This window comes from Sutcliffiella sp. FSL R7-0096 (genome assembly GCF_038595065.1).
In the GTDB taxonomy this organism is placed as follows: Bacteria; Bacillota; Bacilli; order Bacillales; family Bacillaceae_I; genus Sutcliffiella_A.
This window is the reverse complement of the sequence record NZ_CP152003.1, coordinates 370,312-396,603: the sequence shown is the minus strand read 5'-3', so window position 1 is coordinate 396,603 and position 26,292 is coordinate 370,312. Positions and strand designations below refer to the sequence as shown.

The following is a 26,292-nucleotide window of genomic DNA, read 5'->3' as shown; positions in this document are numbered from 1 at the left end:
TAATTATGGTGGTATCTCTTTAGAAATAGATGTTCGCCGGGTTTGATCTCCGCAAATGGGTTCGCTTTCCGCGGGAAGACCTTGAGCCTCCTCACAATAATTCAGGGGTCTCAAGAATACCCCCGCCGGAGTCTTCGCCTTTTGCTCCATTAGAACAGCTAGGGTCCTCTCATCTTATCACTGCAAAATAAAAAAGCTACTCACGCACTTGTGAATAGCTCTTTATCGATAAAACGGATTCAACATATTAAAAGTCAATAAGTCCTAAACTTATTTGAAGCGCCTCATCCACTTTGTCCATCATCTCTTCGTCAAGATGAGTTATTTTGTCCGTCAACCTTTGTTTATCGATTGTTCGAATTTGTTCGAGCAGGATAACAGAGTCGCGTTCAAAACCATATCGCTTTGCATCGATTTCTACATGTGTTGGGAGTTTGGCTTTTTGGATTTGAGCAGTAATTGCAGCAACTATAACGGTCGGGCTAAATCGATTTCCGATATCATTTTGGATGACAAGTACTGGTCGAACGCCTCCTTGCTCAGACCCAACAACCGGGGATAAATCAGCAAAATAAACGTCACCGCGTTTGACAATCAAATGATTACCCCCCGCTAACTAAGCGTTCAACCGTATGCTCCGCCTCATATTCAGCCAAAAAAGCTTCAGATGCAATGTTTAAATTGATTTTAGACATCTCCATGTAGCCACGTCTCATGGACTCGCGAATCTGACGCTTCTTGCGCTCGCGAAGATACATCTTTGTTGCTTGAAAAATCAGTTCGTTTCGATTGCCGTTTTCTTGTTTTACCAAACCATCTAATTCCGATACTAAGTTTTGAGGTAATCGAATCAAGATTTCAGTTGTTGCGCTGGATTCAGACACAGCATACACCTCCAAGAACTACAGACACTTAATACTATTCCATATTCCATAATACCATCAACGCCGATAATTGCAAAGTCCATTTAGCTAATTCTTCTCTATTATCACTATAAAATCCCTTTTTTATGCAGAAAATTACCATTAACTATTCTACGGGTTGGTCCTGCAAATAATTTCTCACTTCCATTATATTGTTGTTCCTCCAAAACATGCGCGGAACCCTGTAACTGATCATGCACGGTACTTCATAGTTGATGGTTTCAAGCTTTGCTGCCACATCATTGGAGCTTATTCGTTTGTCGCCTTGTTTTCCAATCAGTGTTACCGTGGTCCCAAGCGGCAATTCATGTGGTAGCTTGATCATAAATTGGTCCATACAGATCCTACCAATAATTGGCGCAAATTTTCCGTCCACCAATACGTTCATCCCTTGTAACTTTCGTATCCACCCGTCCGCATAACCAACCGGAACTGTCCCGATCCACTCTTCCTCTTTTGTCGTGTAGGTGGCTCCATAGCTGACACTTTCTCCTATCGAAAGCTTTTTCACATGAACAAGCTTAGTAAGAAGGGAAAAGGCTTCTTTTAGTTGAAAAGGGAGTGTGGGTTCCATTTCCGGTGATGGTGTCAGTCCATAGATGGCAATACCCACCCGAACCGCGTTAAAAATACGTTCCGGGAATCGCAACGTGGTAGCGCTATTTCCGCAATGTATCATCGGGATCGTGTATTTTTCTTTTATATCCCCTAGCAGTGCTTCAAACCTTCCAAACTGCTGCTCCACATAATTGGAGTGAAGTTCATCAGCTGTTGCAAAATGTGTATAAACTCCTTCTATTTGAAGGTTTGGCTCTTTTTCTATGAGGTCCATAATTTGTGTGACTTCTTCTTTTGTGCGTGCCCCGATACGCCCCATCCCTGTGTCCAGCTTGAGATGCAGGTTGACTGTTTCAAGGACAGTATTTTTGTATGCACTGATTGCTTCTTCCACCCATTCCTTTTGAAAAACAGTCAGTGTGATTTTCTCTTTCGCGGCGAGCGGCAGATCTGAAACCCTTGATGCCCCAAGCACGAGAATCGGGGCGGTGATGCCTTGCTTTCTTAGCGACATTGCCTCATCCAGGAAGGAAACGGCAAGATATTTCGCTCCAGCCTCCAGTGCAACTTTTGCAATCTGCGCATCTCCATGCCCATACGCGTTCGCCTTCACGACGGCTATGACCGTGACATCCTTTGTCACATGCTCCTGTATGGCTTTCACATTCTCATATATACAATCCAAGTCCACTTCAACCCATGTGTCCCGATGAAAGCTTGACATCTTCCTAAGCACTTCCTTTTACCCTCTGACTAAAAATATATGTACTATCATACCCAAAAAAAGCGCGAAAGTCATGCCCGAACAATAGCTCTTCGACAGCTCTTCGACGTGGAGGGCGAAATTCCTGCGGGGGTCTGACCCCCCACAGGAATTTTTCTTTCCACAAAAAAATACAGGCCCGTCTCAACGGGCCCGCTAGGTGGTGCTTATTATTGGATGTTAACGTGAATCTGATGATCTTTCGCATTTAATTGTCACTCGTAGCTACCTTGCTGTCGTGCTCTTTTCTTAGCTGTACGGAATAGACAGCTTGCTTATCTTAGAGTAGATATGCGGTAAAAAGTCCAATTGCCGACTTTTTACTGGTGGATAACTACAACCTTTGAGAAAAGAGCCTTACTATTTGATGGCTGCGCCTTGGACGGAGCGTGCGACCATGAGTAGTTCTTCTTGGGTGAGGTCTTTGGATGCCAGGGTGAAGTCGACTCCTTGGTAGGTCCATGTCAGGCTGTTTTCTGTCATGGCTCCTACGGTGAAGCCAAGGTCAGCTGGTTGTCCGTTGACGAATGTGGATGTCGGGACATCGGCATTCCGGGCCTTTTCCTGGATAAGCGTAAAGGTCTTATCCCCTTCATATGTCATGACGACACGTTTTCCATTGGCTGTTTCCACAACCGTTTCTTCTTTAAGATCAGTACCGGCAGGAGTATCCAGCGGTGTCATGGCAGAGAATTCATCCGACTCTTCCGTGACAGGTCCGGAAGCAGGCATTTCCAGGCTTGCACGAGCCCCAGTCATATTCTTTTTCACATCAAACGCATCCGCATCAAAGCTTGCATCGAATTTGAAATCAGAGAACTCCACTAGAACCAAAGGCTTTTTATCTGGATCCATCACTTTTACCGAAACAGGTGATAAATCTTTTTTACTAAGCGTGATTTCTTGTGTTGGTAACAGTTTATTATTCTGATAGTTTGTTTTTGTTTCGAATACATAGTGCTCTTCCGTTGCAGTGAAGGTTGCATCCGGATCGTTTTTAATGTCATTCACAAGCGATTCGAACAGGTAGGCTTGGCTGCTGTTCTGCGGCCATTCGCTATGGAAACGGAAACTTTTATTCAATGCTGGCGTTAAAACGAATACGCCTTCATCATTGCGGATAATGATTTGGCTTTGATCTTTTTCCGCATTTTTCAGGTTGACTTTGTAATAGTTCGGTTTGTTGTGACCGATCTGCACCTCATACACTTGTGGCTCGGCGCCGGTTTGAAGTGTCATTTTCGCATTGGATTCATAGCCTTTCATCTCTTCCACTTTCGCACCAAGAGAAGCTGTTACATCTTCTTTCGATTTCGTACCGCACCCTGCGAGAACAAGGATACTCACAAGGCCAACCACTAACAATAGCCATGCTTTTCTCAAATTATTCATCCCCTTTGCTTTCAATACATGATTATCTTAGAGAAAAGTGAGAGTGCAGAGATAACAGGCTCGCCGCTTCTATACGTATTGCAGGTTGGCTGCACCTCTTACTTGTACACCTTGTCTCCTTTCTGAACTATGTATATGAGGCAGTTTTGGGGAATATGCAGACTAGCTTGACAAGCTTTCGATAATTACTTGCGCGATGGCATACTGCTCACTGTGGGAGATGGACAAGTGGACCTTTCCATCCTCCAGTGAAGGTGCCATAAAATAAGGCTTTCCTTTTTCCGTGGAAGCAATCGTCATGTCCTGAAAACTCAGTTCTTTTCCGATTCCGGTCCCATTCGCTTTGGAGAATGCCTCTTTTGCCGCAAAACGGCCTGCAAGGAATTCCACTTTCCGTTTGGCGCTCAAGGAAGAGAATCTCTCCTTTTCCGGCGGCGTAAGGATTCTATCTATAAAATTCGGCTGGCGTTCCATCAACTTTTCGATCCGCGCGAGCTCGATAATATCTATCCCGGTTCCAATAATCATACTTCGACCAACCTTTCTCATATAATAGTGATATATTCTCCAATGGCTGTTTTCTCATTTATAAACAAACCGTTATAATCCTTGCTGTCGTGCCCTACTCCTAACTATCCAAAAAAGCTTTCATGCCTTTTGTAGAGATTCTATTCTGGTAAAAAGTCCAACATTCTTTGAGAAAAGAGCTTATCCAATTCACCTAAAAAGACATTTAAGGCGGTTACATGGTACTCTTACTTATAGACTATCCGCATCCGGCTTTTTACTATTGATTGTCATTGTAACAACCTATATATAGAAGGGGTGAAGCAAATGTTTGTCCGAACGGAAAATTTTCGTACGTTTAGAAGATTATATCCTATTATCACCATAATTGTAGCCATCCATCTTGTTTTATGGCTGATTGTACAATTTTCTCCAACGTTTCGCAGTTTAACAATCGGTTTCAATTTACTTATTTGGCAAGGGGAAATTTGGCGGCTTGTCACACCCATTTTCCTTCATGCCAGCCTGACGCACTTATTGTTCAATTCCCTGTCCCTGGTCCTGTTCGGCCCTGGCGTGGAGCGCATGCTGGGCAAGGTGAAATTCCTTGTGTTCTATGTACTAGGTGGTATCCTAGCAAACGTGGCAACTTTACTATTAAAACCTGAAATCTATATGCATCTCGGCCCATCCGGTGCTATATTTGCGATTTTCGGCCTTTATTTTTATATGGTGTTCCTGCGCCCAGACCTTTTAGATCGGGCCAATTCACAAGTAATCTTAACCATCTTGGTGATAGGTCTTGTCATGACCTTTTTAAACCAGAACATCAATGTGGTTGCTCATTTATTCGGATTTTTTGCCGGAACGGTGTTGGCTCCTTTCTTTTTAGGGAGAGGACCTAATACAGCCCCACGTTCGTTTCGGGCCATTTTCCCTAAAACCGATAGTCCACGGGCACCCCGGAGCGGGAAGCAGACCATTGTATGGATTGTGTTGATCGGCTTGGTGCTTGTCGGTATTTTGGCGAGGTATATGTAATAACCCCTGTAGATTTCCGTTCCAGGTGTTCGCTTTTCGCGGGGCGGTGCTTGAGGCTCCTCACTACGCTAATCTTATTACAAAACAAAAGCAAGGGAGTCGGTTACACGACGTTCCCTTGCTTTTTTTCATGGGAATACCACTCGTATATTCGGTCGCCATCCTCGTTATCCACGTCCACCACTTGGAAGTTCTTCCCTCCAAGGCCTGTTTTAATCGAAGCCTTTACGGTATAAAGCTTCCTTTTCCCTTGGAAAAATGATTCTCTCAATTCAAACGACTGGATCCGTTTTTTCCTCACCATGACGATATTTTTGCTGAGATGACGGTAGGAAAGTTGCAATTGCTCTCCATTTCCACTTCCAGTTTGGCCAAGGGACCAGCCAGCTGTATTGAATTGGCTGTATCCAAGAAGCAACGCTACCCCTACTGACAGGAACGCAAAGTATCCATAGGGTTGAAAGAAATAGGCGAATGGGGCAGATAGCAGGATTGCCGGCACCCCTAATCGGATTAAGTAACGGATCAAAGATCGTTTTGGTAAAGGTTGGATGTCTTTAGAAAGCTGATAAGCTGGAACAAACTCCTTCAAATATGCTTCTACTTCGGACATTTTCACTAATGGGAATAGGATCGTCGAAAAGTCCGCTTCCTTCCCACCAGAGCTGCCGGCACTCTCCACATAGACGGTAGCAAACCCGAATGGCTGCCTTAATATATTTTGGGTGATTCGGATTGCCTGGATCCTCTCAAGCGAAATGGTCAGCTGCCTTTTCTCGATGATCCCCCTTGAGATTTGCAATTCATCCTTATTTTTCACGACGGTAAAATTCCCATATTTGAACATGGTCATGACGATGGAGATGAGCCAAGAGAGGAATAGAACCAAAAATATAATGGAAGCAATCAGGAACACACTCGTTTGCAACACCATCCCGAAGCGATCGATGATATCTTCATATGGCACGATCTGGTCAAACTGAGAAGTAAACGCGATGACTGCTGATAGGACGACCCCAATGCCTCCGGAGGTTGTCCCGACAATGAATAGCGATTTCCATGAAACAGTGAAAACCGGCTTCGGCAATTCTTCCACCTTTTCCGCTTCTAGATCTTCCGATTCCGTTAGATCATCTGTCTCGTCCCCAATATCAGCCTGATGTTTTTTATACAATAGGGCTTCTCTTAAACGATGGGCCTCATCCTTTGTGACAGCGGTAAGGCTTGCCTCGGCTTCCGCACCACCACCTGCCGTCTCGACCTGCACCTTTACCAAGCCGAATATCCGTTGAATGATGCCTTCGGATGTGTCCAATGTCTGGATTCGCTCTTGCGGGATGAAACGGCGTTTTCTCACGAAGACACCGTATTCCATCCTCAATTCGCCATCCTCTATCCAATAATAAAATCGATACCAGGAAAGGATGCCCACCACGATCAACCCGGCAAACCATAGGAGCATGACACCGATATAGACGACCCCGAACCACCCATCCCCAGTACTCCCAAAGAATACGAAGAGGATGATCGGAAACAGGAGTTCCCGCAGTTGCTTGAAAAATCCCACGACGATGGCAGCAGGATGCATCCTTCTTTTCTCAAACATCATCTTCAGTCACCCTAGCTAGCCTTGATATGTAGTCACGAAGTTGATCTGCCTGCTCTTCATCAAGTGCAGGAATCTCATGGATGGTCGCTGCCGTTGAAATCAAAACAGTTGAAAGGTGATACTTTTTCAAAATTGGGCCTTGTCTCGTATCCACATGCTGGACGCGAACCATCGGAACCAATGTCCTTCTTTTTATAAAAATGCCATGCTGCAGGTCGATCTCATGCTCATGCACCTCAAACCGCCAGCGTTTCCACTGCATGGCCGGGAAGATAAATACGGTAAAAATAATGATAATGACAAAAAGTCCCCCCGCTATCAGCAGTGTCCACCAAGGCAGATCGAACGTCCGTTGGATAAACCAAAATGCCCCCACCATCAATAAGTAGAAGATGGCGTTAAGCGCGGCGGAAATTCTCCATACCGACAGTGCTTTTCTATCTATCATCTGATTAGGTTCCGGCCTCATGTCATTCCCTCCGAATTACTTGTTAGCAGCTTATTCTCGTTGCCGCAGTTCCTAGTATACTACTTAACGGTATCATTGGAAAATTTTAATTGATTACAAAAGAGGCCCCATCCACTATTTCTATATCGGAATAATCCTTCATATCGCGCATGAGCTGAAAAAGCGCTTCATCCTTCTTCTTCGCCTCGATCATGCAATGAATTTCGGGTGTGCTCCCTTTCATTCCTTGTAGAAAGTCCATGAACATCTTTGGATCCACATATTCCGCATGCGCCCGGAAGTTCTTTTCATCCCTTGGACTTGAGATATGCATTTTCACAGGTAATGGGGAGTGCTCCCACGTTTGCACCACCCTCTCCCAGTCCTCTTCCCATGGCTTGGCTTCTTTTTCGTAGTGGGCCAGGTGATGATGGTAGTCAAATACAAGGGGCACATTTAGCTTTTCACATACATATAAAGCATCCCGGAGATGGAATGTGGTGTCATCGTTCTCCAGAATCAGCATTTCTTGAAGGGATTGCGGTACCAGCGCCCAGTTGTGGATGAATTGCTCAAGCGCCAGTTCCCTGTCATCATATCCACCGCCAATATGAAGCACACATCTATGTTTCGTCGGCACCCTCATTCCTTTTAAAAGCGATCGGTGCATGCTAAGGGTTTTGATGGTCTGGTTGATGATTTCTTTCTTTTTGGAATTTAACAGGACAAAGTGGTCTGGATGAAAATCCACTCGCATCGGATTTGCTTCTATGTAGTCACCTATTTGAGATAAAATTTCTTTGAGCGGTCGCATGAATTTCCAGTCTTTCAGTTCTTCGTGATTCGCAAGCGGGATCAACTTGGAGCTGAAGCGGAAAAATCGAATATCATTAGCCACATTGTGCTTGAGAAGGCGCAGGCAGTTCTCCAGGTTTTCTATCGAGATGCGTTCGAGTTTTTCAATGGCCGCTTCCCTGTCCTTGAGTTTGCTGAATTGCGCATAGGTCATGGTTTTGGACGGGGAGGCGTTGGTGAGCTGAACACTCATGGCAACATAGCCTAGTTTTACAAGGGTCATGGTGGCGGGTCACTCCTTATTGGATTGCTGATTTGGGAGTAGTATGCCCAAGTGTGGTTGGATTGTTGTTGGTATTTTCAACTTCATTCCTACAAAAAAAGCCCGAAAGCCAACCATCACCGGTCAGTTTTCGAGCTTTTATCATAGATTATACGCGTTCTTTACGGGAAGAGCGCTTGTAGCCTTGGCGCTTCGCGTTAGCGTCTCTTGAACCAGAACCGCCGCCACGGTTGTCGGAGCGCTTGTTCCAGCCGCCTTTTCCGCCGCCGCCATGACTTTTTCCACCACCACGGTTACGGTCGCCGCCACGGCCACCACCACCGCCGCCTCTTCTTGAGTGCATAGGTGCTTCTTCAGTAAGACGGATAGGTGTTTCGTCCGGCTCTTTTGTGAACAATTTCAAAGCTGCAGATACAAGTGTCACTGCATCGTGCTCTTCAAGTAATTGTTCTGCTGCACTACGGTAGAAACCAAGGTTTTGCGCTTCAACCGCTTGCGTTAATTTTTCCATGGACATTTTCTGTTGGCCTTCTAGCGCTTCGTCTAGAGTAGGTGCCTTCATTTTGTCCATTTTACGTTTAGTTACACGCTCTACATGGTGCAAGTAACTAACTTCACGAGGGCTAACGAATGTGATCGCCAATCCACTCTTACCAGCACGACCTGTACGTCCAATACGGTGAACATAGCTTTCAGGGTCTTGTGGAATGTCGAAGTTGTAAACATGTGTTACACCAGAGATGTCTAGTCCACGAGCTGCTACGTCTGTTGCAACAAGTACATCGATGGAACCTTCTTTAAACTTACGTAGTACACTCATACGCTTCGCTTGGGAAAGGTCACCGTGGATTCCTTCTGCAGAGTATCCACGCACGTTCAAAGCGTCAGATAACTCATCAACACGGCGCTTTGTACGACCGAAGATGATAGCAAGCTCTGGAGATTGAATGTCAAGAAGACGAGTCAATGTGTCGAACTTCTTCTTTTCCGGAACTTCCACGTAGTATTGTTGGATGTTGGAAACTGTTACTTCTTTCGCTTTTACCTTTACACTTACAGGCTCGCTCATGAAACGTTCAGCGATTGCACGGATCGGTGCAGGCATTGTAGCAGAGAAAAGTAAAGTTTGTTTTTGTTCTGGAGTTTCAGCAAGGATTTTTTCGATATCCTCGATGAATCCCATGTTTAGCATTTCATCCGCTTCATCAAGAACAACCGTGTTCACATTTTGAAGACGAAGAGTCTTACGGTTGATATGGTCCAGTAGACGACCTGGAGTACCAACTACGATGTGAGGGTTCTTTTTCAATGAACGGATCTGTCTGCTGATGTCCTGGCCTCCGAAAACGGAAAGAACACGAGCACGTTTATGGTAAGAAGCCTTATAAATTTCTTCAGCAACCTGGATTGCCAATTCACGAGTCGGTGCAATTACGATACCTTGAATGGAATCATTTTTCACATCAACATTTTCAAGTAATGGAAGACCAAATGCAATCGTTTTACCTGTACCTGTTTGAGCTTGCCCGATAACGTCTTTACCGGTTAATGCAACAGGAATCGTTTCCGATTGGATAGGGGTAGCTTCTTCAAACCCCATTCTGTCGATCGACTTCATTATATCTTCTGATAAACCTAATTCTTTAAATAACGCCAAATTATTCCTACTCCTTTATCTATACAAATTAATAAATTAGGCACGCGTCAAAGCGCTTGCCTAATCTTTATAAGTAGACATTTTATACACATTACCTGTTATCATAACACTTTGGTTACTAAATAGCAATAAAGGTTAATGTCAACTTATAGGAGATTACGCTTACAAACGCACTCTCTTGCCGAAAAAATCGGCAAAATATTTTTCTACCCTTCTGAGTCGAGGGCTACTACAAGTACACTTCTAATTTTCACTTATCCAGGGTTTTGTATTCTTAAAAAGAAATTATTTAATTCCTTCTATTACCTCTTCTAGCTTCATTCCGCGTGATCCCTTTACTATTACCACATCACCAGCCTCCAGTAAAGGCAGAAGTTCCATTGTCAGCTCCTGCTTGTTCATGAACGGCTTCACTCGAACCGGTTCCATCACTTCCTGCGCTCCTTTAGCAATCTCCATGCCAAGTTCCCCGAAAGTGAAGACATAATCCACATTCTTCCCTTTTACATATTGCCCGATTTCATAGTGGAAGGTTTTCTCCATATCACCAAGTTCTAGCATATCACCAAGCACGGCAATTTTCTTCTTATAACCACTGAGGCTTCCCAATAGATCCAATGCAGCACGCATGGACGTCGGGCTTGCATTGTAGGCATCATTGATTACGGTCCAACCACCAGTGGTTTCCACCACTTCGTTTCTCATACCAGTGATGACCAGTTGCTCCAGTCCTTTTTTCCGGTTCTCTTCTGTCACCCCGAACAGCTCACCGACGATGATTGCCGCAAGAGCATTCGTCACATTATGGGCACCAAGTACCGGGATGAAATACTCTGTTTCTTCTATTATAAAATGAGTGCCTTTCCCCTTAAGCGCAATGTCCTTTGCTTGATATGCGTTTTTTGCTTTCAACCCGAATGGAATGACGTTAGCATTGCCACCAACTCTGTCAGTCAGCAGTGGCTCATCTCCATTGATAATCAGCTTCCCGTCCGGTTTCAGCCCTGAAGCGATCTCAAGTTTTGCTTCTGCAATCCCCTCACGTGAACCAAGGTCTTGCATATGAGATTCCCCGATGTTCGTGATAATGGCTGCGTCGGGCTTAGCGATATTAGACAGCAGCTCAATTTCACCACGACCACTCATCCCCATCTCAAGTACAGCGACTTCCGTGTCCTCTTTCATGGATAGGATGGTCAGCGGCAAACCGATATGGTTATTGTAGTTACCCGCCGTTTTATGTACGCGGAAGGATGTCTCAAGGACGGAAGTAACCATATCCTTTGTCGTTGTCTTCCCATTGCTTCCTGTAATCCCCACGACCTTCATGCCGATTTCATTGCGATAGCTGCTTGCAAGATACTGCAACGCCTCAATCGTATCGTCGACAAATATAAGGTTCAGGTCTGCCGGCGGCTCAGGCTGATCTTTTTGCCAAAAGGAAGCAACTGCCCCTTTCTTTTCAATGGCATCACGAACAAATGCATGACCGTTAAAATTCTCCCCGATAATCGGAATGTACAATTTGCCGCTCATGTCCTCGCGCGTGTCCTTTGAAACACCCTCCACTACGATGGCGCTGTATTCAGAGGAGATTTCCTCTCCTTTTGCCATCTCCTGAATTTCCTTCAAGGTTCTTTTTATCATATGGATTTTCACCCTCCTGTTCATCTTTAAACAGAGAAGAGGCTGACATCACGTATCCTGCGTTATCGCCCGTGATGACCCAACCCCTGTCTGTTTATCTGCATATTGTGTGTTTCGTTCAACTCCCTGTATATTTCCGTTCCAGGTGTTCGCTTTCCGCGGGACGGTGCTTGAGCCTCCTCACAACGCTTGGGGGTCTCAACCTACCGCTACCTCCCGCCGGGGTCTCACACCTTTCACTTCAATCTTCAGGGGGATTCTTTTTATTATTAGGCTCTGTTAAACGCCGCTGTTGATTTCCGCAATAGGCTTCGCTTATCCAGAGGGCGACCTTGAGCCTCCTCGTTTCACTTGAGGGGTCTCAAGATTGTCGCTATTCTCCCGCAGGAGTCTACGCCTTTTGCTCTAATCACCAGCTAGAAACAGGTCATAATCAACAACTAACTTTAACAAAGCCTATTATTAAAATGTGTGCTTGATTTTTTGTTTTTCTGCGTGGCGTTCTTGTGCGTATCCTACCAGCTTTTTGATGAGTTCCGGGTAGGAAACATCAGTATGCTGCCATAATAATGGGAACATGCTGAACGGGGTGAAACCTGGCATCGTGTTCACTTCGTTGATGTATAGTTTACCCTCTTTTGTTAAAAAGAAATCTGCGCGCACAAGGCCTGCTCCATCAATCGCTTTAAAAGCAGTGATTGCCATTTCTTTTACTTGCTCATAGATTTCATCACTGATCTCCGCAGGGATGATCATCGCAGTATCGCCATCTTCATACTTTGCTTTATAATCATAGAACTCTGTCTTAGGGGCGATTTCCCCAACCACAGAACATTCAGGCTCATCGTTACCAAGAACGCCAATCTCGATTTCACGTGCCCCTTCTAAACCTTGTTCCACGATGATTTTTCGATCATAATCGAACGCTTCACGGAAAGCCTTTTCAAGCTCTTCACGGTTTTTCGCTTTACTGATCCCGACACTTGAACCTAAGTTAGCAGGCTTTACAAAGCAAGGGTATCCAAGCTCGGATTCCACTTTTTCATACGTTGCATCCGTAGCCTTTTCCCACTCAGAGCGAAGGAAATGTGCATAACCGACTTGTGGCAGCCCTGCTTGGTCGAAAAGATTTTTCATGATAACTTTATCCATCCCGGCTGATGATGCTAACACGCCATTTCCTACATAAGGAAGGTTTAAGAGTTCCAACATTCCTTGAACTGTTCCATCTTCGCCGTTCGGACCATGTAATAGAGGAAACACGACCGTTGGAGCTTCTTCCATTTCTTCTTCCTCAGTCAATGCAAGCGGAGCGATTGTAGTCCCTCCGTCTTCAAGCTTTAGTTGGTGTACGCTCTCTGCTGGCCCATCTAATAAGCCACCGCGCTTCCATTCTCCAGTTTCCGTTATGTATAACGGATATACTTCAAACTTTTCTGTATCCAAAGCCTTTGTCACAGCTAGTGCCGTTTGTAAGGAAACTTGATGTTCCGCTGATTTCCCACCGTATAATAAATGCAATTTTGTTTTCATATTGCGTTCCCCCTCAAGAGATGATCTGTTTATGTGTTCATTCTTTTAATCTTTATGCCCTTACCTCAATTATTTCATTATAGCACCTACATACAAGTTTTCGAAACTTCTTCCTCCATTAAGTAGGTGGAAAAAAGAAAATCTTTTCCCATAATATATGAATGTCATTCCACCGAGGTGTAATGGGCAAACCTAAAAGCCTAGATTATTTTCGACAGGATTCTTTCCTAGGAAATAAAACGCCGTTGTTTTCTGTCATTATTTCCTTATATAAGACGAAAAAAGAGAGCGGTTTGTTCCGCTCCCCCATCCTTACCAGGTGATTTTCGTCGCTTTAACTTCCTTCGGTGTCACCGTATAAAGGTGTTCATCGATATAAAGGATACGTTGCACCATGTTCTCCCAATCTTCATATAAGCTATTTTCCTGCTGATGGGTGATTTTCTTGTGCAAGGTAAAGCCCTTATCCGGGTCGATTCCGTAAACCATCGCACCTTCAAATGCCAAGCGATAGCTACCGTCTTTATCATTTTCATTATAACTCGTGATAGGGAATGCGAAGATATCCTTCTCCTTGTTAAAAAGCAATGCTTTATGGTCATAGTTCAATGGAGAATGGGTGGACCTGCCCCCGATGATTTCTGTATGTTTCTCCAATGGATTCGTCGGATCGCTTACGTCAAACAAGGATATCTTCACTCCATTTGTCACTACCCTTGTTCCCCATTGATCCTTTTCAAGCTTCGTATCATACCCAAAACCAATCAGGTGGTTCTCATCATACGGATGCAGATAGTTGCTGAAGCCCGGTATCTTGAGTTCTCCAAGCACCTTTGGCTCATTCGGATTGCTAAGGTCAAAGACAAAGAGTGGATCAACTTCTTTAAAGGTGACCACATACGCTTTATCCTGCATAAAGCGAACGGAATAGATGCGCTCTCCCCTTGCCAAGTCTTCCACGCTGCTTACCACATTCATTCCTCCATCTAAGATGAAAAGATGGTTGCTGGATGGTGAATGCTCATCCCATGTCTGCCCTTTTGTTGCCGCGACACGAAAATATCCTTTGTGCTCATCCATGGAAAATTGGTTCAACAGGTATCCGGGAATGGAGCCATTGGCATGAAACTCCACAGAAGTGCCCTCCACCTCGAACTTGTAAACCTCGGTACTTTCATTATGTGTCCAGTGCGGTCCATGGCTGTAGTTAGGAACGGCTACATATAGATTTTCCTTGGACATGTATATTTGGTTTCCGCTTCCCACATAGGTAGTAATAGCCGCATCGTCTTGTATCTGATTCAGATCTAGTGAAGCAATCGTCATGAAATTATTTTCGCTTGAATCAGGAAAATAGCGGATGCCATCATATGGGACAGCTTCAAGCTTCTCCTCTTCTTCGCCATTTGTATCAGAAATACGTGGTCGCAAGTCTGCTTCCGGATGCTCCCGAAGTATCCAATAGTCAGCATATTTATTGGTGATCAGATAAACATGGTTTTCTATCTTTCTACTTGATACGTAATTCCCTTCAAGGGTTATTGTCTTTTGCACGACAGGATTGGAGCGGTCGGAAATATCATAGATGATGGCCTTTGTCGAATCGTACATCGGCATGATCATCTCCCCCGCAACTTTGGAACTGTCGCTAGAATACATCTTTTCATCCCAAAAGGTTCCGATGACCACCAGCTGGTTGCCGTCTAAAAACAACTGGTACGGGCTGAAATCTTTATACCTCAACTCTGACACAACCGTCATTTTTTCTACAGGTGCAGCCTTTGTAATCTTTAGCTTTTGGTCTGTCGCTTGATAGATGAAATCTCCATCGGTCTTGACGATATCTGCTTCGTCGACCCCTTGGACCTGGACGTTTGTATCGGAGTGGCCACCACCAGCGGATTCTGCCTCGCTTGCTCCCATATCTGCATTATCTGAACCACTTGCGCTATCATCTGAGGTTGAGGTGGATTCTTCTTTACTGAATTCGAAAAACGATTTGCTGCTTCTCTGCGCTGTTTCCATTTGCTCGAGTTGAGCAGTGAATAGTTTGTTAAGCTCCTTTTTGGAAGCCACGGTTGGCAGTTCAGCTATTGCTGTAAATTTAATATTTTTTTGCTCATCAAGCTTTTTTCCGTCCACCGATTCGATATCTCCGCTGATGTGGAGCACATATGGTCCTTTCTTTGGATCATATCCACCGTCAGGAGGCATTACCGTTACATGGTCATCCGATATCTCAAGCCTTGATTCGACTCTGTTGCCATCTTTATCCGTCACATAGATGGATTCATCCTGATCGATGCTTTCCTTTTTGAATTCTTTGGTAAAAGTCAGCATCCATGTTTTATTGGAAAGTACGGTTTGTGTATCTTTTGCTAAAATCGGATTGCCCGTGCCATTCACGGTAAATGGTTCCTTTGTTTGATAGAAAGCTGCAAATATTATTGCAAGCCCCACTACGAGGAAAGAAAAAATTACCACCCTTTTTTTCATACAATTGCCCCCTTTTATACGGTTAGACGAAGGGGTTGTCAAAAAGTTACAAGGGAGGGATGAATAGTTTCGGAGGATAGGACTAGTGATTTTGAATTGGGGGAGTTGAGGGTGATATTTTGTAGTAATCAGGCAAAATTGCTCCTGAAACAGCTTGTTTTCCGGAGTAGAAAAACCGTTCGGACAACTTTTTCTTGGGTTCGGACACTTTTACCGTGACAAGGGGGATGTTCGGACATTTATTGTTTCGCTTCGGACAACATTTTAATGTGTTCGGACATTCAAAAATGCGGTTTGGACTTTTCGAGCCGATGTTCGGACAATATCAAGAAATATTCGGACAAGTTCGGGGAAACTTCGGACAAGAATGCAAAATCTTCGGACATTTGAGAGAAAACCAGGCATAGATGTGGCTTCAAGCAGCATCAAATCATCACCTCTCCCTTAAATCCCCCCATAAAAAAGCACCCGAGAAACCAGCCAGCCATCCCTCTAGACCGTTGGCTCCCCGAGCGCCACCTTACTATACCCCTATGCCATTACCTTCTCCCTCAGCTCATCGAGTCCGTAACGTCCCACAAACTTGGCAAACTGCTCGCGCTTCTTGCCTTCAGCGGCATAGGTATCTATCAATCTATCAATCATGGAATACAACACTTGTTCCTCCAGACCGTCCGCAAACAGCACGCCAGTCCTGGCGTCTAGTCCTTTTGCCTTGCCACCGACATACAAATCAAAACGATCTCCGTGCTGTTTGATTACACCGATATCATTGACCAACGGCTCGCCGCACCCGACCGGGCAGCCTGTGTAGGCCGGCTTCAAAGTAAAAGGTACTTCCCTCCCGGCAATCCGGCGATTGATTTCTTTTGCAACGGGCATACCTTCCTCCAGCTCTCCCTTACAAAAATTACAGGTGCGAAGGCTTTTGACAAAATTGCCGACTGGATAACACTGCAGACCAACACTTGCAAAATCGGCCTTCGCTTCCTCCAATCGTCCTTCTGGAACATCCACATACAATTGCTGAAAGGTCGTGACTTCGAGTTCTTGCTCATCTCCCATATAGCGGGCAAGCATCAGTAGCTGCTTGCCATTCAGCTTGGCGCCAAAGTCTATCCCGCCATTGACCGCTAGTTTCACCGATTTCTCCCCCATATCCATATCCCCTTTACTCTGTGATTTCCAACACATACGGGAAGGCATATACTTCGCCGTTTAATTTGAATTCAGCCCAGAGTTTATACATGCCAGGTTTACTGAAATGGGCTTCAAAAACTGGCTCTGTTCCTTCACGCGGATGCACGTGGATAAACTCATCCAACCCTTCATCCACCACGACCACATGCCCTAAAGCACCCAGGTAGTTTTCAGGCTGAGCTCCTTCTATCTCAAAGGAGAGAACCACGTTTTCTTTTACCGAAAAATTATCCACCTCAAGGGTAACGGAATACCCATCCTGCTCCTTTGTCCACTCTGATTCCCGTTCAAGATGAACATGAGCATCTTCATGACCAGCATGTTCCCCTACCATCACTTGGTGCGGTTCATTTACATATTGCAATTCACTTGGCTTGATATCTACAAATGCTTGGTACATCCCATCCTCCAAGTCTGCGGTAGTCTTAAAAACTCCTGCTGATACCTTTTCCGGATGAAGATGCTGGAATACATCCAGATCCTCGCTGATGACAATTAAATGCATCAGTTTCTCATGACTGATTTCGAGCTCATCCATCGGGTTGCCCTCAAGGTCCGTCAGTGTAATTGTCAGCTCTTCTCCTTCTAGCTGTACATCTGCCTGCACTTCACTAGATGTAGCTCCTTCATGGTCGCCATGATCTCCGTGGTCTGCACTATTATGAGCCTCATCCCCACCTGCATAAAACGAATACGCCGCATACCCCCCGATGACCACCAATAAATATACCAACGCGGATCCAATCCACTTTTTCATTCTGTCCCCACCTTATTAAAGCTATTTTCGTATACTTTGTTTCTTTTACTGCTTGCTCTTTTCCCTGCAATACTCAATATGCTACGTGCAATCAATAGTAAGTAAGCAATAAAAAGTCCAATTGTCTACTTACTTCTCACTAGTCTATATCAACAATCTTTGAGAAAAGAGCCTTAAAGTTTCACTTTCTGTAGTCGCAGTGCATTCAGGACAACCGACACGGAGCTGAACGCCATCGCCGCTCCCGCTACCCATGGTGCCAAGAAGCCTAAAGCGGCAATTGGTATACCCATAGAGTTGTAGGCAAATGCCCAGAATAGGTTCTGCTTAATGTTTGTGATTGTTTTTTTACTCATCACAATCGCATCGACAATGCTATTCAAATCCCCACGCATCAAGGTGATGTCCGCCGCTTCCATCGCGACATCCGTTCCTGTTCCAATGGCCATCCCAATATCCGCTGTCACCAAGGCTGGTGCATCATTAATGCCATCACCCACCATCGCGACTTTTTTGCCTTGCTTCTGCAATTTCGCAACCTCTTCCGCTTTCTGCTCCGGAAGTACTTCAGCTATGACGTTATCGATGCCGGCAAGTCCGGCAATCGCTTTAGCGGTACGTTCGTTGTCCCCGGTCATCATGACAACTTCCAGTCCCATGTCCTTCAAACGTTTAACGGCTTGCTTGGAGGTATCTTTGATTGTATCTGCGACCGCGATAATGCCTTTGTATTCTTCGTTTACCGCAATTAGCATCGCGGTTTTTCCTTCTGTCTCGAGCGTGCGAATCGTATTTTCCGCCTGCTCAACAGCTACTCCATGCTTCACCATGAGCTTGCGTGTTCCGACGATTACACGGTCTTCGCCAACACTCGCTTCGATACCATACCCAGGTATTGCTTCAAAAGCATTGACGGAACCAAACTCGATTCCTTTCTCTTGAATACCATCCACGATCGCTTGCGCCAATGGATGTTCGGATTGTTTCTCTGCAGCTCCAACCATCGCTAGGATTGTCGCTTCATCCTCACCCTCCTCCAACTTTACATCTGTCAGAACCGGCTCCCCATTTGTCACCGTCCCTGTTTTGTCCAGCACAACGGTTGTGATGCGGTGGGTCTGTTCTAAATGCTCGCCGCCTTTAAATAGAATTCCAAGCTCGGCTGCCCGGCCTGAGCCCGCCATGATGGACGTCGGCGTTGCAAGGCCAAGCGCACACGGACAAGCGATGACAAGGACAGCAATCAGGTTGACCAATGCTTGTGCAAAGTTCCCTGGATCGACGAAGAAATACCAAACCAAGAAAGTAAGAATGGCAATCCCGACCACAATCGGAACGAAAATGCCTGAAATTTTATCTGCTAGACGCTGTATCGGTGCTTTGGAGCCTTGCGCCTGCTCCACAATCCGGATGATTTGAGCAAGGGCGGTCTCCTTCCCGACCTTTGTCGCTTTTACTTTTAAAAAGCCATTTTTATTGATGGTCGAACCATAGACAGTGTCGCCCATCTTTTTATCGACAGGGATGCTTTCTCCTGTCAGCATTGACTCATCCACCGCTGATTGTCCTTCAAGAATTTCTCCATCTACCGGCACTTTTTCACCGGGCTTGACGGAAACGATATCTCCCACAAGAACCTCTTCCAATGGGACCTCCATCTCTTTGCCATCGCGTAATACGAGGGCTGTCTTAGCCTGCAAGCCCATCAGCTTTTTGATTGCCTCTGAAGAACGGCCCTTCGCCCTCACCTCAAAAAGCTTTCCTAAAATAATGAGGGTGATGATGACGGCACTCGTTTCAAAATAAAGGTCGACCATATGGGCACCCGAACCGATGGATTCAATCGATAAGTAAAGACTGTACACATACGCAGCCGTCGTACCGAGTGCAACCAACACATCCATATTGGCACTCTTATTTTTCAACGCTTTATAGGCACCAGTATAGAACTGCCAACCGATAAAAAATTGAACAGGTGTCGCGAGTGCGAGCTGGACCCAAGGGTTCATAAACATATCAGGCAGATAAATGAAGGAAGTAAAGGAAAAATGACTCACCATCGCCCAAAGCAGCGGAATGGTTAAAATCAAGGAAAAAACAAACTTCCCTTGTTGTTTTTCTAGCTCCTTTTGGCGGAAGCTCTCGGCATTCTCGCTTTTTTCCACCTTTTCCGTTGCACCATAGCCGGCTTTTTCAATGCGGGCTATGATGTCTGATGGCTTCAACTTGGACGGATTATATTCCACCGTTCCACTTTCCAATGCCAGGTTCACATTAGCTGAATTTACACCTTCCATTTTGCCCAGTACCTTCTCGATCCTGCTCGAGCAAGCGGCACATGTCATGCCTGTGATGAGAAATTCCGCTTTTTCCTTGACCACATCATAGCCAAGATCCTGGATTTTCTCTTCTATGTCTTTTTCGGAAACCTGTTCCGGATTATAGGTGATGGATGCATTCTCAAGGGCAAGGTTCACATTGGCCGTTTCCACTCCGGCAAGCTTGTTCAGTCCCCTCTCCACCCTTGTAGAGCATGCAGCACACGTCATCCCCGTAATTTGCAACTGCGTTTCTTTTCTCTTCTGATCGCTCATGATTGCAACCTCCTTTATACCCACAGGGGGTATATTTCCTTGCGAATAAAACGTGCTTTTCCCGTAAGAAAGCACGCATCAAATGGACTGAATCACGCTACTTCATAACCTTCTTCGTCGATTGTTTCCTTGATTTTCTCCACTGTCACTTGTTCACTTTTGAATTCTACGGCTACTGTGCCAGATGCTAGGTCTACTTTGACAGAGTTCACTCCATCCAATTCCCCAACGCTTCCTTCTACCGCTTTCACACAATGCCCACAAGACATTCCATTTACTTTTAATGTTACTTGTTCCATTCCCAATCTCCCCTTATTTCATTAGTCTTTTCACTGTTACTAACAACTCATCTATCACTTCTGTATCGCCCTCTTGAATTCTTTCCACGATACAGGATTTCATATGTCCCTCTAAAAGCAACTTGCCGAGGCCATTCAGAGCGGACTGAACAGCAGAGATCTGAGTCAGCACATCATCACAATATGTGTCCTCTTCAATCAATCGTTTTACCCCTCGGACCTGACCCTCGATTCGGTTCAAGCGGGAGATCAATGCCTTTTTATCCTCTTCGGAATGATGACTTTTACGTTTACCACTATCCGTATGGCAGCAATCTTCAGTATTCATTGTTTCTATTGGAAGGTTTTCCATCGTTCTTGACCTCCTATCCCTTTTAGAGTAACATACCCCTATACGGTATGTAAAGGGTTTGAATTTATAATATTAAAATAACTTTAAAAGAGGTAATGATCATGTGGAGAGATCAAGTATTGGAATGGTTTACTGCGGTCGGTCCGTTTGCCATCGTACTTAGTATTCTAATCAATACCTTCATAAGCATACTCGCTTTTATGCCAAGTGTATTTCTCACCGCCGCCAATTTGGCTTTCTTCGGTTTTTGGCTCGGCACGTTGGTTTCCTTTTTGGGCGAGTCTATTGGGGCTGTTGTAAGCTTTTGGCTCTATCGAAAAGGAATTAAGAGGTTTGCCCCTGACGCGTTGATGAAAAACAAATGGCTGGTGAAGTTGCAGGAAACCGGCGGACGGGAAGCCTTCTTGTTGGTATTGGCTTTACGCCTGTTCCCATTTGCACCATCCGGTCTTGTGACATTAGCAGGGGCAACTAGCAAAATCAGCTTGGTCGGATTTGCGGTGGCAAGTACTGTCGGAAAGGTTCCCGCATTGTTGTTGGAGGCATTTTCGGTTTATCAGGTGCTGCAGTGGAATACGGCCGGGAAAGTGATATTGGCTTTGGTGGCGCTCGGGTTTGTCGTGTTGGTGTTGAAGGGAAGGCTTAGGAGGTAAGAATGGTGTTTGGGGTGGGATGATTCAGCGAAAATCCGTTTGAAAGTAGTGGGTATAAGTACCGGATTTATGATGTTACCCCTATCTCGGGTTCCATAGGGAGGCTATGAGGCCCAGATTCCCATTGCTCCTTCAAATCCGGGCTTCATAGAGAGGCTATGAAACCCGGATTTCCCACGTCACTCCTTTTTCGTGTTCCATTGAAAGTGTAAATCGTTTTCAACAACAAAAAAGCAACAGAACCTCTAACTTAAGGCTCTGTCGCTCTTCATTCATCACTACTCTTCTAGCACAAACTTACCCCCTGCCACATGTCCCAGAAGGAAATCCCCCACATCATTCCCATAAAAACTCAAATGATGCAGTGGTCTCGTCATGGCAACGTACAGCAATTTCACATCAATTTCAGTTACCGTAAACACTTCATCCAGCGCGCACAATAGCACAGCATCAAACTCGAGCCCCTTCGCCAATTGCGCATGAACGATGACAACATCCTCTTGATTGATTTCTTCATTTTCTTGAAGCAGTTGTACGCGTAAATCTGTATACTTGCTTAGCATCTCCTCTATCTTCTTGCATTCCTTCTCGGTTTTGCCAATTACCGCGATTGTTTTTCGACCGTCCACAGAGTACAACTTCTTAATTTCTGTCTCGAGCATGCCCGCCATTTTACGAGGTCCGCCGCCAGAAGCAGGCCACTCATGAAATACCGGTTTCGCACCATGTCTCACTACCGGCTCCACTTTTGGCAGCTCGAATGGCAATAGCTTCAGGAGATCATTTGCCATTTCCATAATTTCAACGGTTGTCCGGTAGCTTTTTTGCAAAGTCGTATAGGCCGCCCGAGGAAAGATGGACTCCTTTACCTTGTTCCAATCCTGGATGCCACGATAGGAATGGATGCCTTGGGCAAGGTCGCCAACAATGGTGAACATATCTGTTTCCAGTGCACTCTTCAACGCTGCCAGTTGAAAATAACTGTAATCCTGCGCCTCATCAATCACCACGTTGCGAGCACGCAAATCCTTATCAATTCCGTACAAATGGTGTTGCAAATAGAGTAGTGCCGCCAAGTCCTCCAGTTCATACTTTTTCTGTCTATGTAATTTCACCTGATAGTCCACAAAGTACTTAATCTGATAGTCATCCAGATAGCCACTCGCATATTTCGCAAACGTCGTCCTGTCCGTTACAAGCTCTTTAAAATAATGAAAAAGTGTCTGTTTCGGGAGCTTTCGGATAAAAGCGTTGACGGCGGTTCGGGACTCCCGTTTTATCTCTTCGGTCATCTCATCTTTTTTGTCCATCGCTTTTGTCACATAGCTTTTCCGTTTGGCAGGATCTAAGTTCATGTTAAACAACGCTTTGTCTAGCTTGTGGTCATAGAATTTTTCCACTTTATGGAGAAGCACCTTCTTCTCGGTCCGCACATAGTTTTGCAGAACGCTTTTCACCTTTTCCACCCGGCGATAATACGGGAGGTAGGTATACTCATTGCGGATCAGTTGCTCCATTTTTTCAGCAGTATAGAGTTTGAACTTAGCAGTGAGATAGAAATCCTCTGTCGGAATGAGTGTTTCCAGGATGTCAGAAAGATAGCGATCGATGATTCCCTTAAATTCCAAGGACCCCTTGAAGCTTGCGAGCCATTGTACCATCTCGGGGTCCTCATATTCGTGATTGATGAAGCCCATTAGTTTCTCAGACGGTGGTCTTAACTTTATTTTCTTCCCGATGCAACTCAAGACAAAATCTATGAAGGTCGTTTGCAGGATCCTGTCCACCCCTAGCTCTGGCAAAACTTCCGAGATGTAGTCGATGAACAGGTTATTGGGTGCTAGAATCATAAGCTGTTCTGGTCGGAATTGGTCCTGGTAGGTATAGATGAAATAGGAAATTCTGTGAAGGGCAATGGTCGTTTTCCCGCTTCCCGCCGCCCCTTGCACGATTATCGGTTTATTGAGGTCCGCCCGGATGATGCGGTTCTGTTCTTCCTGGATGGTGGACACGATATCGGTCAAGCGGTTGCTTGAACTGCCGGAAAGTGACTCTTGCAGAAGCTCATCGGTAGTCGTCAGGTCGACATCCCTTATGTCCTGAAGCTCGCCATCCTCCATGATATATTGTCTTTTCAGGGAGAGGTAACCGTCGTAAACTTCGCCTTCCGCTTCGTATTCCACATCTCCTAATCTTCCGTCATAGTAGAGATTGGCAATGGGAGAGCGCCAGTCCACGATAATTGGATCTTGCGTTTCCCTATCAAACAAAGAGGCTTTTCCAAAATAAAGAATTTCCTCTTCGTCTTTGCCTGCGCGTTTGTAATCCACTCTGGCAAAGTAGGGCTTATGGTAGATTTTCTTGAGGCTGCGGATTTCTTCGGTCGTCCGCTGAAGCAGGTTCGCGTTGGTGAGCATGCTCATATAGCTTAAACTACTGTCCTTAAAGTCCATTCCGTCCAGTGCATCTTTAAAGCTTGCCTTAAAGGACTCTTCGTCCATTTCTGTTGCCTGGATCACAATATCCATATACTTTTTGGTAAATGTCAGCCGTTCCACTTCCTGATCAAAATCAGGATGCCTCTTCTTCTTTTCTGCCAAACTCTTCACACTCCTGAGGTTTTGTAAGGCTCTTTTCTCAAAGAAAAAACAGCCTTTAATAAAGACGCAAAAAACCATGAACTAGAGTTTTCTCCATTCATGGTATACATCCTTGGTAACCTTTTCAAAGTACGCAACGGTTTTCTGTTCTTTTTGGGAGGCATTTTCTAAACCTTCATGCATTTTTATATCACTTGTTATATTCCTTACTGCCATGCTCTTTTTCTAATAATTCTATTTATACAGCAATGGAATAGTTAGGATATATATGCGGTAAAAAGTCCAACTGCCGACTTTTTACTATGGGCTAACAACAAAGGTTGAGAAAAGAGCCTTGCCGGAAAAACAATTATAACCGCTTACAAAACAATTTGCAATTTTCTATCAGATTTACTTCTTTTCCTTGTCAGCCTACAACTTTAAATGTAAACTTTATTTGTTATTAAGTTTACATATTTATTACCTAGGAGTGATTACTTTGACTTGGAAACAGCTTGCAGAAAAAGTGGTGGGTGGCTATCACATAACACAAGAAGAAGCTTTACGCATTCTAAATGAAGACGATGATCACGTATTGGAACTTGTACAAGCAGCCTTTCAAATCCGAAAGCATTACTACGGAAAAAAAGTAAAACTGAACCTTATTATAAACGCCAAAAGCGGCCTTTGCCCGGAAGACTGTGGCTATTGCTCCCAATCCATGAAAGCTGACACCGAAATTGACAGCTATCCGCTTGTGAGCAAAAAGATCATCGTGGATGGCGCCAAGGAAGCCAAAAAAAATAAGATTGGGACATATTGTATCGTCATGAGCGGACGCAAACCCACAAACCGTGATGTGGATACGGTGGTCCAGGCCGTACAGGATATCAAAAAAGATGTCGACAATATGAAGATTTGCGCCTGTCTTGGACTGGTTAACGATGCACAGGCCAAGCTGTTGAAGGAAGCAGGTGTGGATCGCTTCAACCACAATATCAATACAAGTAAAGGACATCATAGCGAGATTACCACCACGCATGACTATGAAGATCGAATCCGCACCCTGGAAACGTTGAAGAATGCTGGGATTTCCCCTTGCTCCGGCGTCATTTGTGGTATGGGGGAGTCGCTTGAGGACGTCGTGGAAATGGCTTATTCATTAAAGGAACTTGATGCCGACTCCATTCCAGTCAACTTCCTCCATCCAATTGAAGGGACAAAGCTTGCGGGTATGGACGATTTGACTCCTATTAAATGCCTGAAGATCTTGGCGATGTTCCGTTTTGTGAATCCTACAAAAGAAATCAGGATTTCTGGTGGCCGCGAGTTCAACCTCAGAACACTTCAAAGTCTAGGGTTGTACATGGCGAACTCCATCTTTGTAGGTGATTACCTGACAACCAGCGGGCAGGCATCCAATCAAGATTATCAGATGATTAATGACCTTGGTTTTGAAATTGAGGAGAACGCGTTTGAAACGGAAAGCCAGCATTTTGCAGGAGTGTAAATAGAACAAAAAGGGCCGTGGAACGATGCAAGGCCACTGAAACCCCCAATAACTTTTCTTTATTACGATTTCTAGCTATGGATTGGAGCAATCGGCGAAGACTCCAGCGGGAGGGTAGCGACAATCTTGAGACCCCGCAGAGCGTTAGCCCTAGGAGGCTCAAGATTGTCGCCCTCTGGATAAGCGAAGCTGTTTGTGGAAATCAACAGTGTTATTAAAATAATGTACTTTTTCAGTGGCCTTGAACAATGCCACTGTCCTTTTTATACCCCTACGGAAAATTTTTCGTTCAACAATGCAAGTCGGTAGCGGGAGAGTTCTCCTGTCATTATTTCGCTTGCGACCGCAGGATCGTGGTTCATAAACCTTTCAGCTTCCGTTTCACTTCTAGCCAAGAATATTACAATGCCAAACCCGGTTTCATCCGTCTGTTCAGTTCTTCCCGCGAGGATGACCACTCCATTTTCCACATTCTTCTTCAAGTAGGAGAAGTGTCGGGATACAACGTTCTTTTCCTCTTCAGTCCAATACTCCGGATCATATAATCTTTCAGGCAGTCGCAACACGTAGATATACGTTTGTAAGCTCATGGATTTCCCCACTCCTTTCGATACCTTAAATTTCTACAAATTTTGAGAAAATCCTTTTATCGCACGAAGGAAATAATGCACAATTCCGACTTCCAATTAGTGTATA

Annotated in this window: 23 protein-coding genes; 3 read left to right on the top strand and 20 right to left on the bottom strand. The window is 44.9% G+C overall.

The features are described 5' to 3' along the window. Window positions 1-247 precede the first annotated feature (247 nt). The 5 genes from ndoA to acpS all read right to left on the bottom strand — a co-directional run bounded on the left by ndoA (window position 248) and on the right by acpS (window position 4,164). Window positions 248-598 carry a type II toxin-antitoxin system endoribonuclease NdoA gene (gene ndoA, locus MKY77_RS02170; RefSeq protein WP_010195163.1) on the bottom strand — a complete coding sequence of 117 codons (351 nt, stop codon included), beginning with the start codon at window positions 596-598 and terminating at the stop codon, window positions 248-250. Between the two features lie 4 nt (window positions 599-602). After that, entirely contained in the window at window positions 603-884 is a 282-nt protein-coding gene (locus MKY77_RS02165) for a hypothetical protein (protein ID WP_010195162.1), read from the bottom strand. Between the two features lie 145 nt (window positions 885-1,029). Then, window positions 1,030-2,205 (bottom strand): alanine racemase, encoded by a 1,176-nt coding sequence (gene alr, locus MKY77_RS02160; RefSeq protein ID WP_339148613.1) that lies wholly within the window; start codon window positions 2,203-2,205, stop codon window positions 1,030-1,032. Between the two features lie 399 nt (window positions 2,206-2,604). Beyond that, the gene (locus tag MKY77_RS02155) at window positions 2,605-3,636 is read right to left on the bottom strand and encodes an outer membrane lipoprotein carrier protein LolA (RefSeq protein ID WP_339148612.1); all 1,032 of its coding nucleotides are present in this window, start codon (window positions 3,634-3,636) and stop codon (window positions 2,605-2,607) included. A gap of 162 nt (window positions 3,637-3,798) precedes the next feature. Further along, entirely contained in the window at window positions 3,799-4,164 is a 366-nt protein-coding gene (gene acpS, locus MKY77_RS02150) for a holo-ACP synthase (RefSeq protein ID WP_339148611.1), read from the bottom strand. 306 nt (window positions 4,165-4,470) lie between these two features. On the opposite strand from acpS, the gene MKY77_RS02145 reads away from it, so the two are divergent. Then, window positions 4,471-5,184: a rhomboid family intramembrane serine protease gene (locus MKY77_RS02145; protein ID WP_342515634.1), complete on the top strand. Its 714-nt coding sequence runs from the start codon at window positions 4,471-4,473 to the stop codon at window positions 5,182-5,184. A gap of 103 nt (window positions 5,185-5,287) precedes the next feature. Here MKY77_RS02145 and MKY77_RS02140 read toward each other — a convergent pair whose 3' ends face one another. The 12 genes from MKY77_RS02140 to MKY77_RS02085 all read right to left on the bottom strand — a co-directional run bounded on the left by MKY77_RS02140 (window position 5,288) and on the right by MKY77_RS02085 (window position 20,854). Beyond that, on the bottom strand, window positions 5,288-6,793 hold the full coding sequence (locus MKY77_RS02140) for a PH domain-containing protein (protein WP_339148609.1): 1,506 nt from the start codon (window positions 6,791-6,793) through the stop codon (window positions 5,288-5,290). Further along, window positions 6,783-7,262, bottom strand: coding sequence for a PH domain-containing protein (locus MKY77_RS02135; RefSeq protein WP_339148608.1), 480 nt, complete (start codon window positions 7,260-7,262; stop codon window positions 6,783-6,785). The genes MKY77_RS02140 and MKY77_RS02135 overlap by 11 nt, the downstream gene beginning before the upstream one ends. A gap of 85 nt (window positions 7,263-7,347) precedes the next feature. Continuing rightward, window positions 7,348-8,319 (bottom strand): UV DNA damage repair endonuclease UvsE, encoded by a 972-nt coding sequence (gene uvsE, locus MKY77_RS02130; RefSeq protein WP_339148607.1) that lies wholly within the window; start codon window positions 8,317-8,319, stop codon window positions 7,348-7,350. Between the two features lie 148 nt (window positions 8,320-8,467). Beyond that, window positions 8,468-9,976 carry a DEAD/DEAH box helicase gene (locus MKY77_RS02125; RefSeq protein WP_339148606.1) on the bottom strand — a complete coding sequence of 503 codons (1,509 nt, stop codon included), beginning with the start codon at window positions 9,974-9,976 and terminating at the stop codon, window positions 8,468-8,470. A 285-nt stretch (window positions 9,977-10,261) separates the two neighbouring features. Then, complete coding sequence (gene murF / locus MKY77_RS02120) at window positions 10,262-11,623, bottom strand: UDP-N-acetylmuramoyl-tripeptide--D-alanyl-D-alanine ligase (protein WP_339148605.1); 1,362 nt, start codon at window positions 11,621-11,623, stop codon at window positions 10,262-10,264. A gap of 462 nt (window positions 11,624-12,085) precedes the next feature. Further along, window positions 12,086-13,156, bottom strand: coding sequence for a D-alanine--D-alanine ligase (locus MKY77_RS02115; RefSeq protein ID WP_339148604.1), 1,071 nt, complete (start codon window positions 13,154-13,156; stop codon window positions 12,086-12,088). Window positions 13,157-13,468: 312 nt separating this feature from the next. Further along, entirely contained in the window at window positions 13,469-15,652 is a 2,184-nt protein-coding gene (locus MKY77_RS02110; RefSeq protein ID WP_339148603.1) for a beta-propeller domain-containing protein, read from the bottom strand. Between the two features lie 531 nt (window positions 15,653-16,183). Beyond that, a complete protein-coding gene (locus tag MKY77_RS02105) occupies window positions 16,184-16,816 on the bottom strand; it encodes a nitrite reductase (RefSeq protein ID WP_339148602.1) in 633 nt (210 codons plus the stop codon). Window positions 16,817-16,823: 7 nt separating this feature from the next. After that, a complete protein-coding gene (locus MKY77_RS02100; RefSeq protein ID WP_339148601.1) occupies window positions 16,824-17,609 on the bottom strand; it encodes a hypothetical protein in 786 nt (261 codons plus the stop codon). Window positions 17,610-17,782: 173 nt separating this feature from the next. Beyond that, window positions 17,783-20,203 (bottom strand): heavy metal translocating P-type ATPase, encoded by a 2,421-nt coding sequence (locus MKY77_RS02095; protein ID WP_339148600.1) that lies wholly within the window; start codon window positions 20,201-20,203, stop codon window positions 17,783-17,785. Window positions 20,204-20,295: 92 nt separating this feature from the next. After that, on the bottom strand, window positions 20,296-20,502 hold the full coding sequence (gene copZ, locus MKY77_RS02090; RefSeq protein ID WP_339148599.1) for a copper chaperone CopZ: 207 nt from the start codon (window positions 20,500-20,502) through the stop codon (window positions 20,296-20,298). 13 nt (window positions 20,503-20,515) lie between these two features. Then, window positions 20,516-20,854, bottom strand: coding sequence for a metal-sensitive transcriptional regulator (locus MKY77_RS02085; protein ID WP_339148598.1), 339 nt, complete (start codon window positions 20,852-20,854; stop codon window positions 20,516-20,518). A 101-nt stretch (window positions 20,855-20,955) separates the two neighbouring features. On the opposite strand from MKY77_RS02085, the gene MKY77_RS02080 reads away from it, so the two are divergent. After that, a complete protein-coding gene (locus MKY77_RS02080) occupies window positions 20,956-21,507 on the top strand; it encodes a VTT domain-containing protein (protein WP_339148597.1) in 552 nt (183 codons plus the stop codon). Between the two features lie 278 nt (window positions 21,508-21,785). On the opposite strand, the gene helD is transcribed toward MKY77_RS02080, so the two are convergent. Together helD and MKY77_RS02070 are read right to left on the bottom strand one after the other, a co-directional pair. After that, window positions 21,786-24,116: an RNA polymerase recycling motor HelD gene (gene helD, locus MKY77_RS02075; protein ID WP_339148596.1), complete on the bottom strand. Its 2,331-nt coding sequence runs from the start codon at window positions 24,114-24,116 to the stop codon at window positions 21,786-21,788. A 72-nt stretch (window positions 24,117-24,188) separates the two neighbouring features. Then, window positions 24,189-24,323 (bottom strand): hypothetical protein, encoded by a 135-nt coding sequence (locus MKY77_RS02070; protein WP_342515633.1) that lies wholly within the window; start codon window positions 24,321-24,323, stop codon window positions 24,189-24,191. Window positions 24,324-24,585: 262 nt separating this feature from the next. Between MKY77_RS02070 and bioB the strand changes: the two genes are divergently transcribed. Then, a complete protein-coding gene (bioB, locus tag MKY77_RS02065; RefSeq protein ID WP_342515632.1) occupies window positions 24,586-25,596 on the top strand; it encodes a biotin synthase BioB in 1,011 nt (336 codons plus the stop codon). A 263-nt stretch (window positions 25,597-25,859) separates the two neighbouring features. On the opposite strand, the gene MKY77_RS02060 is transcribed toward bioB, so the two are convergent. After that, entirely contained in the window at window positions 25,860-26,186 is a 327-nt protein-coding gene (locus MKY77_RS02060; RefSeq protein WP_339148594.1) for a YciI family protein, read from the bottom strand. Window positions 26,187-26,292: the final 106 nt, after the last annotated feature.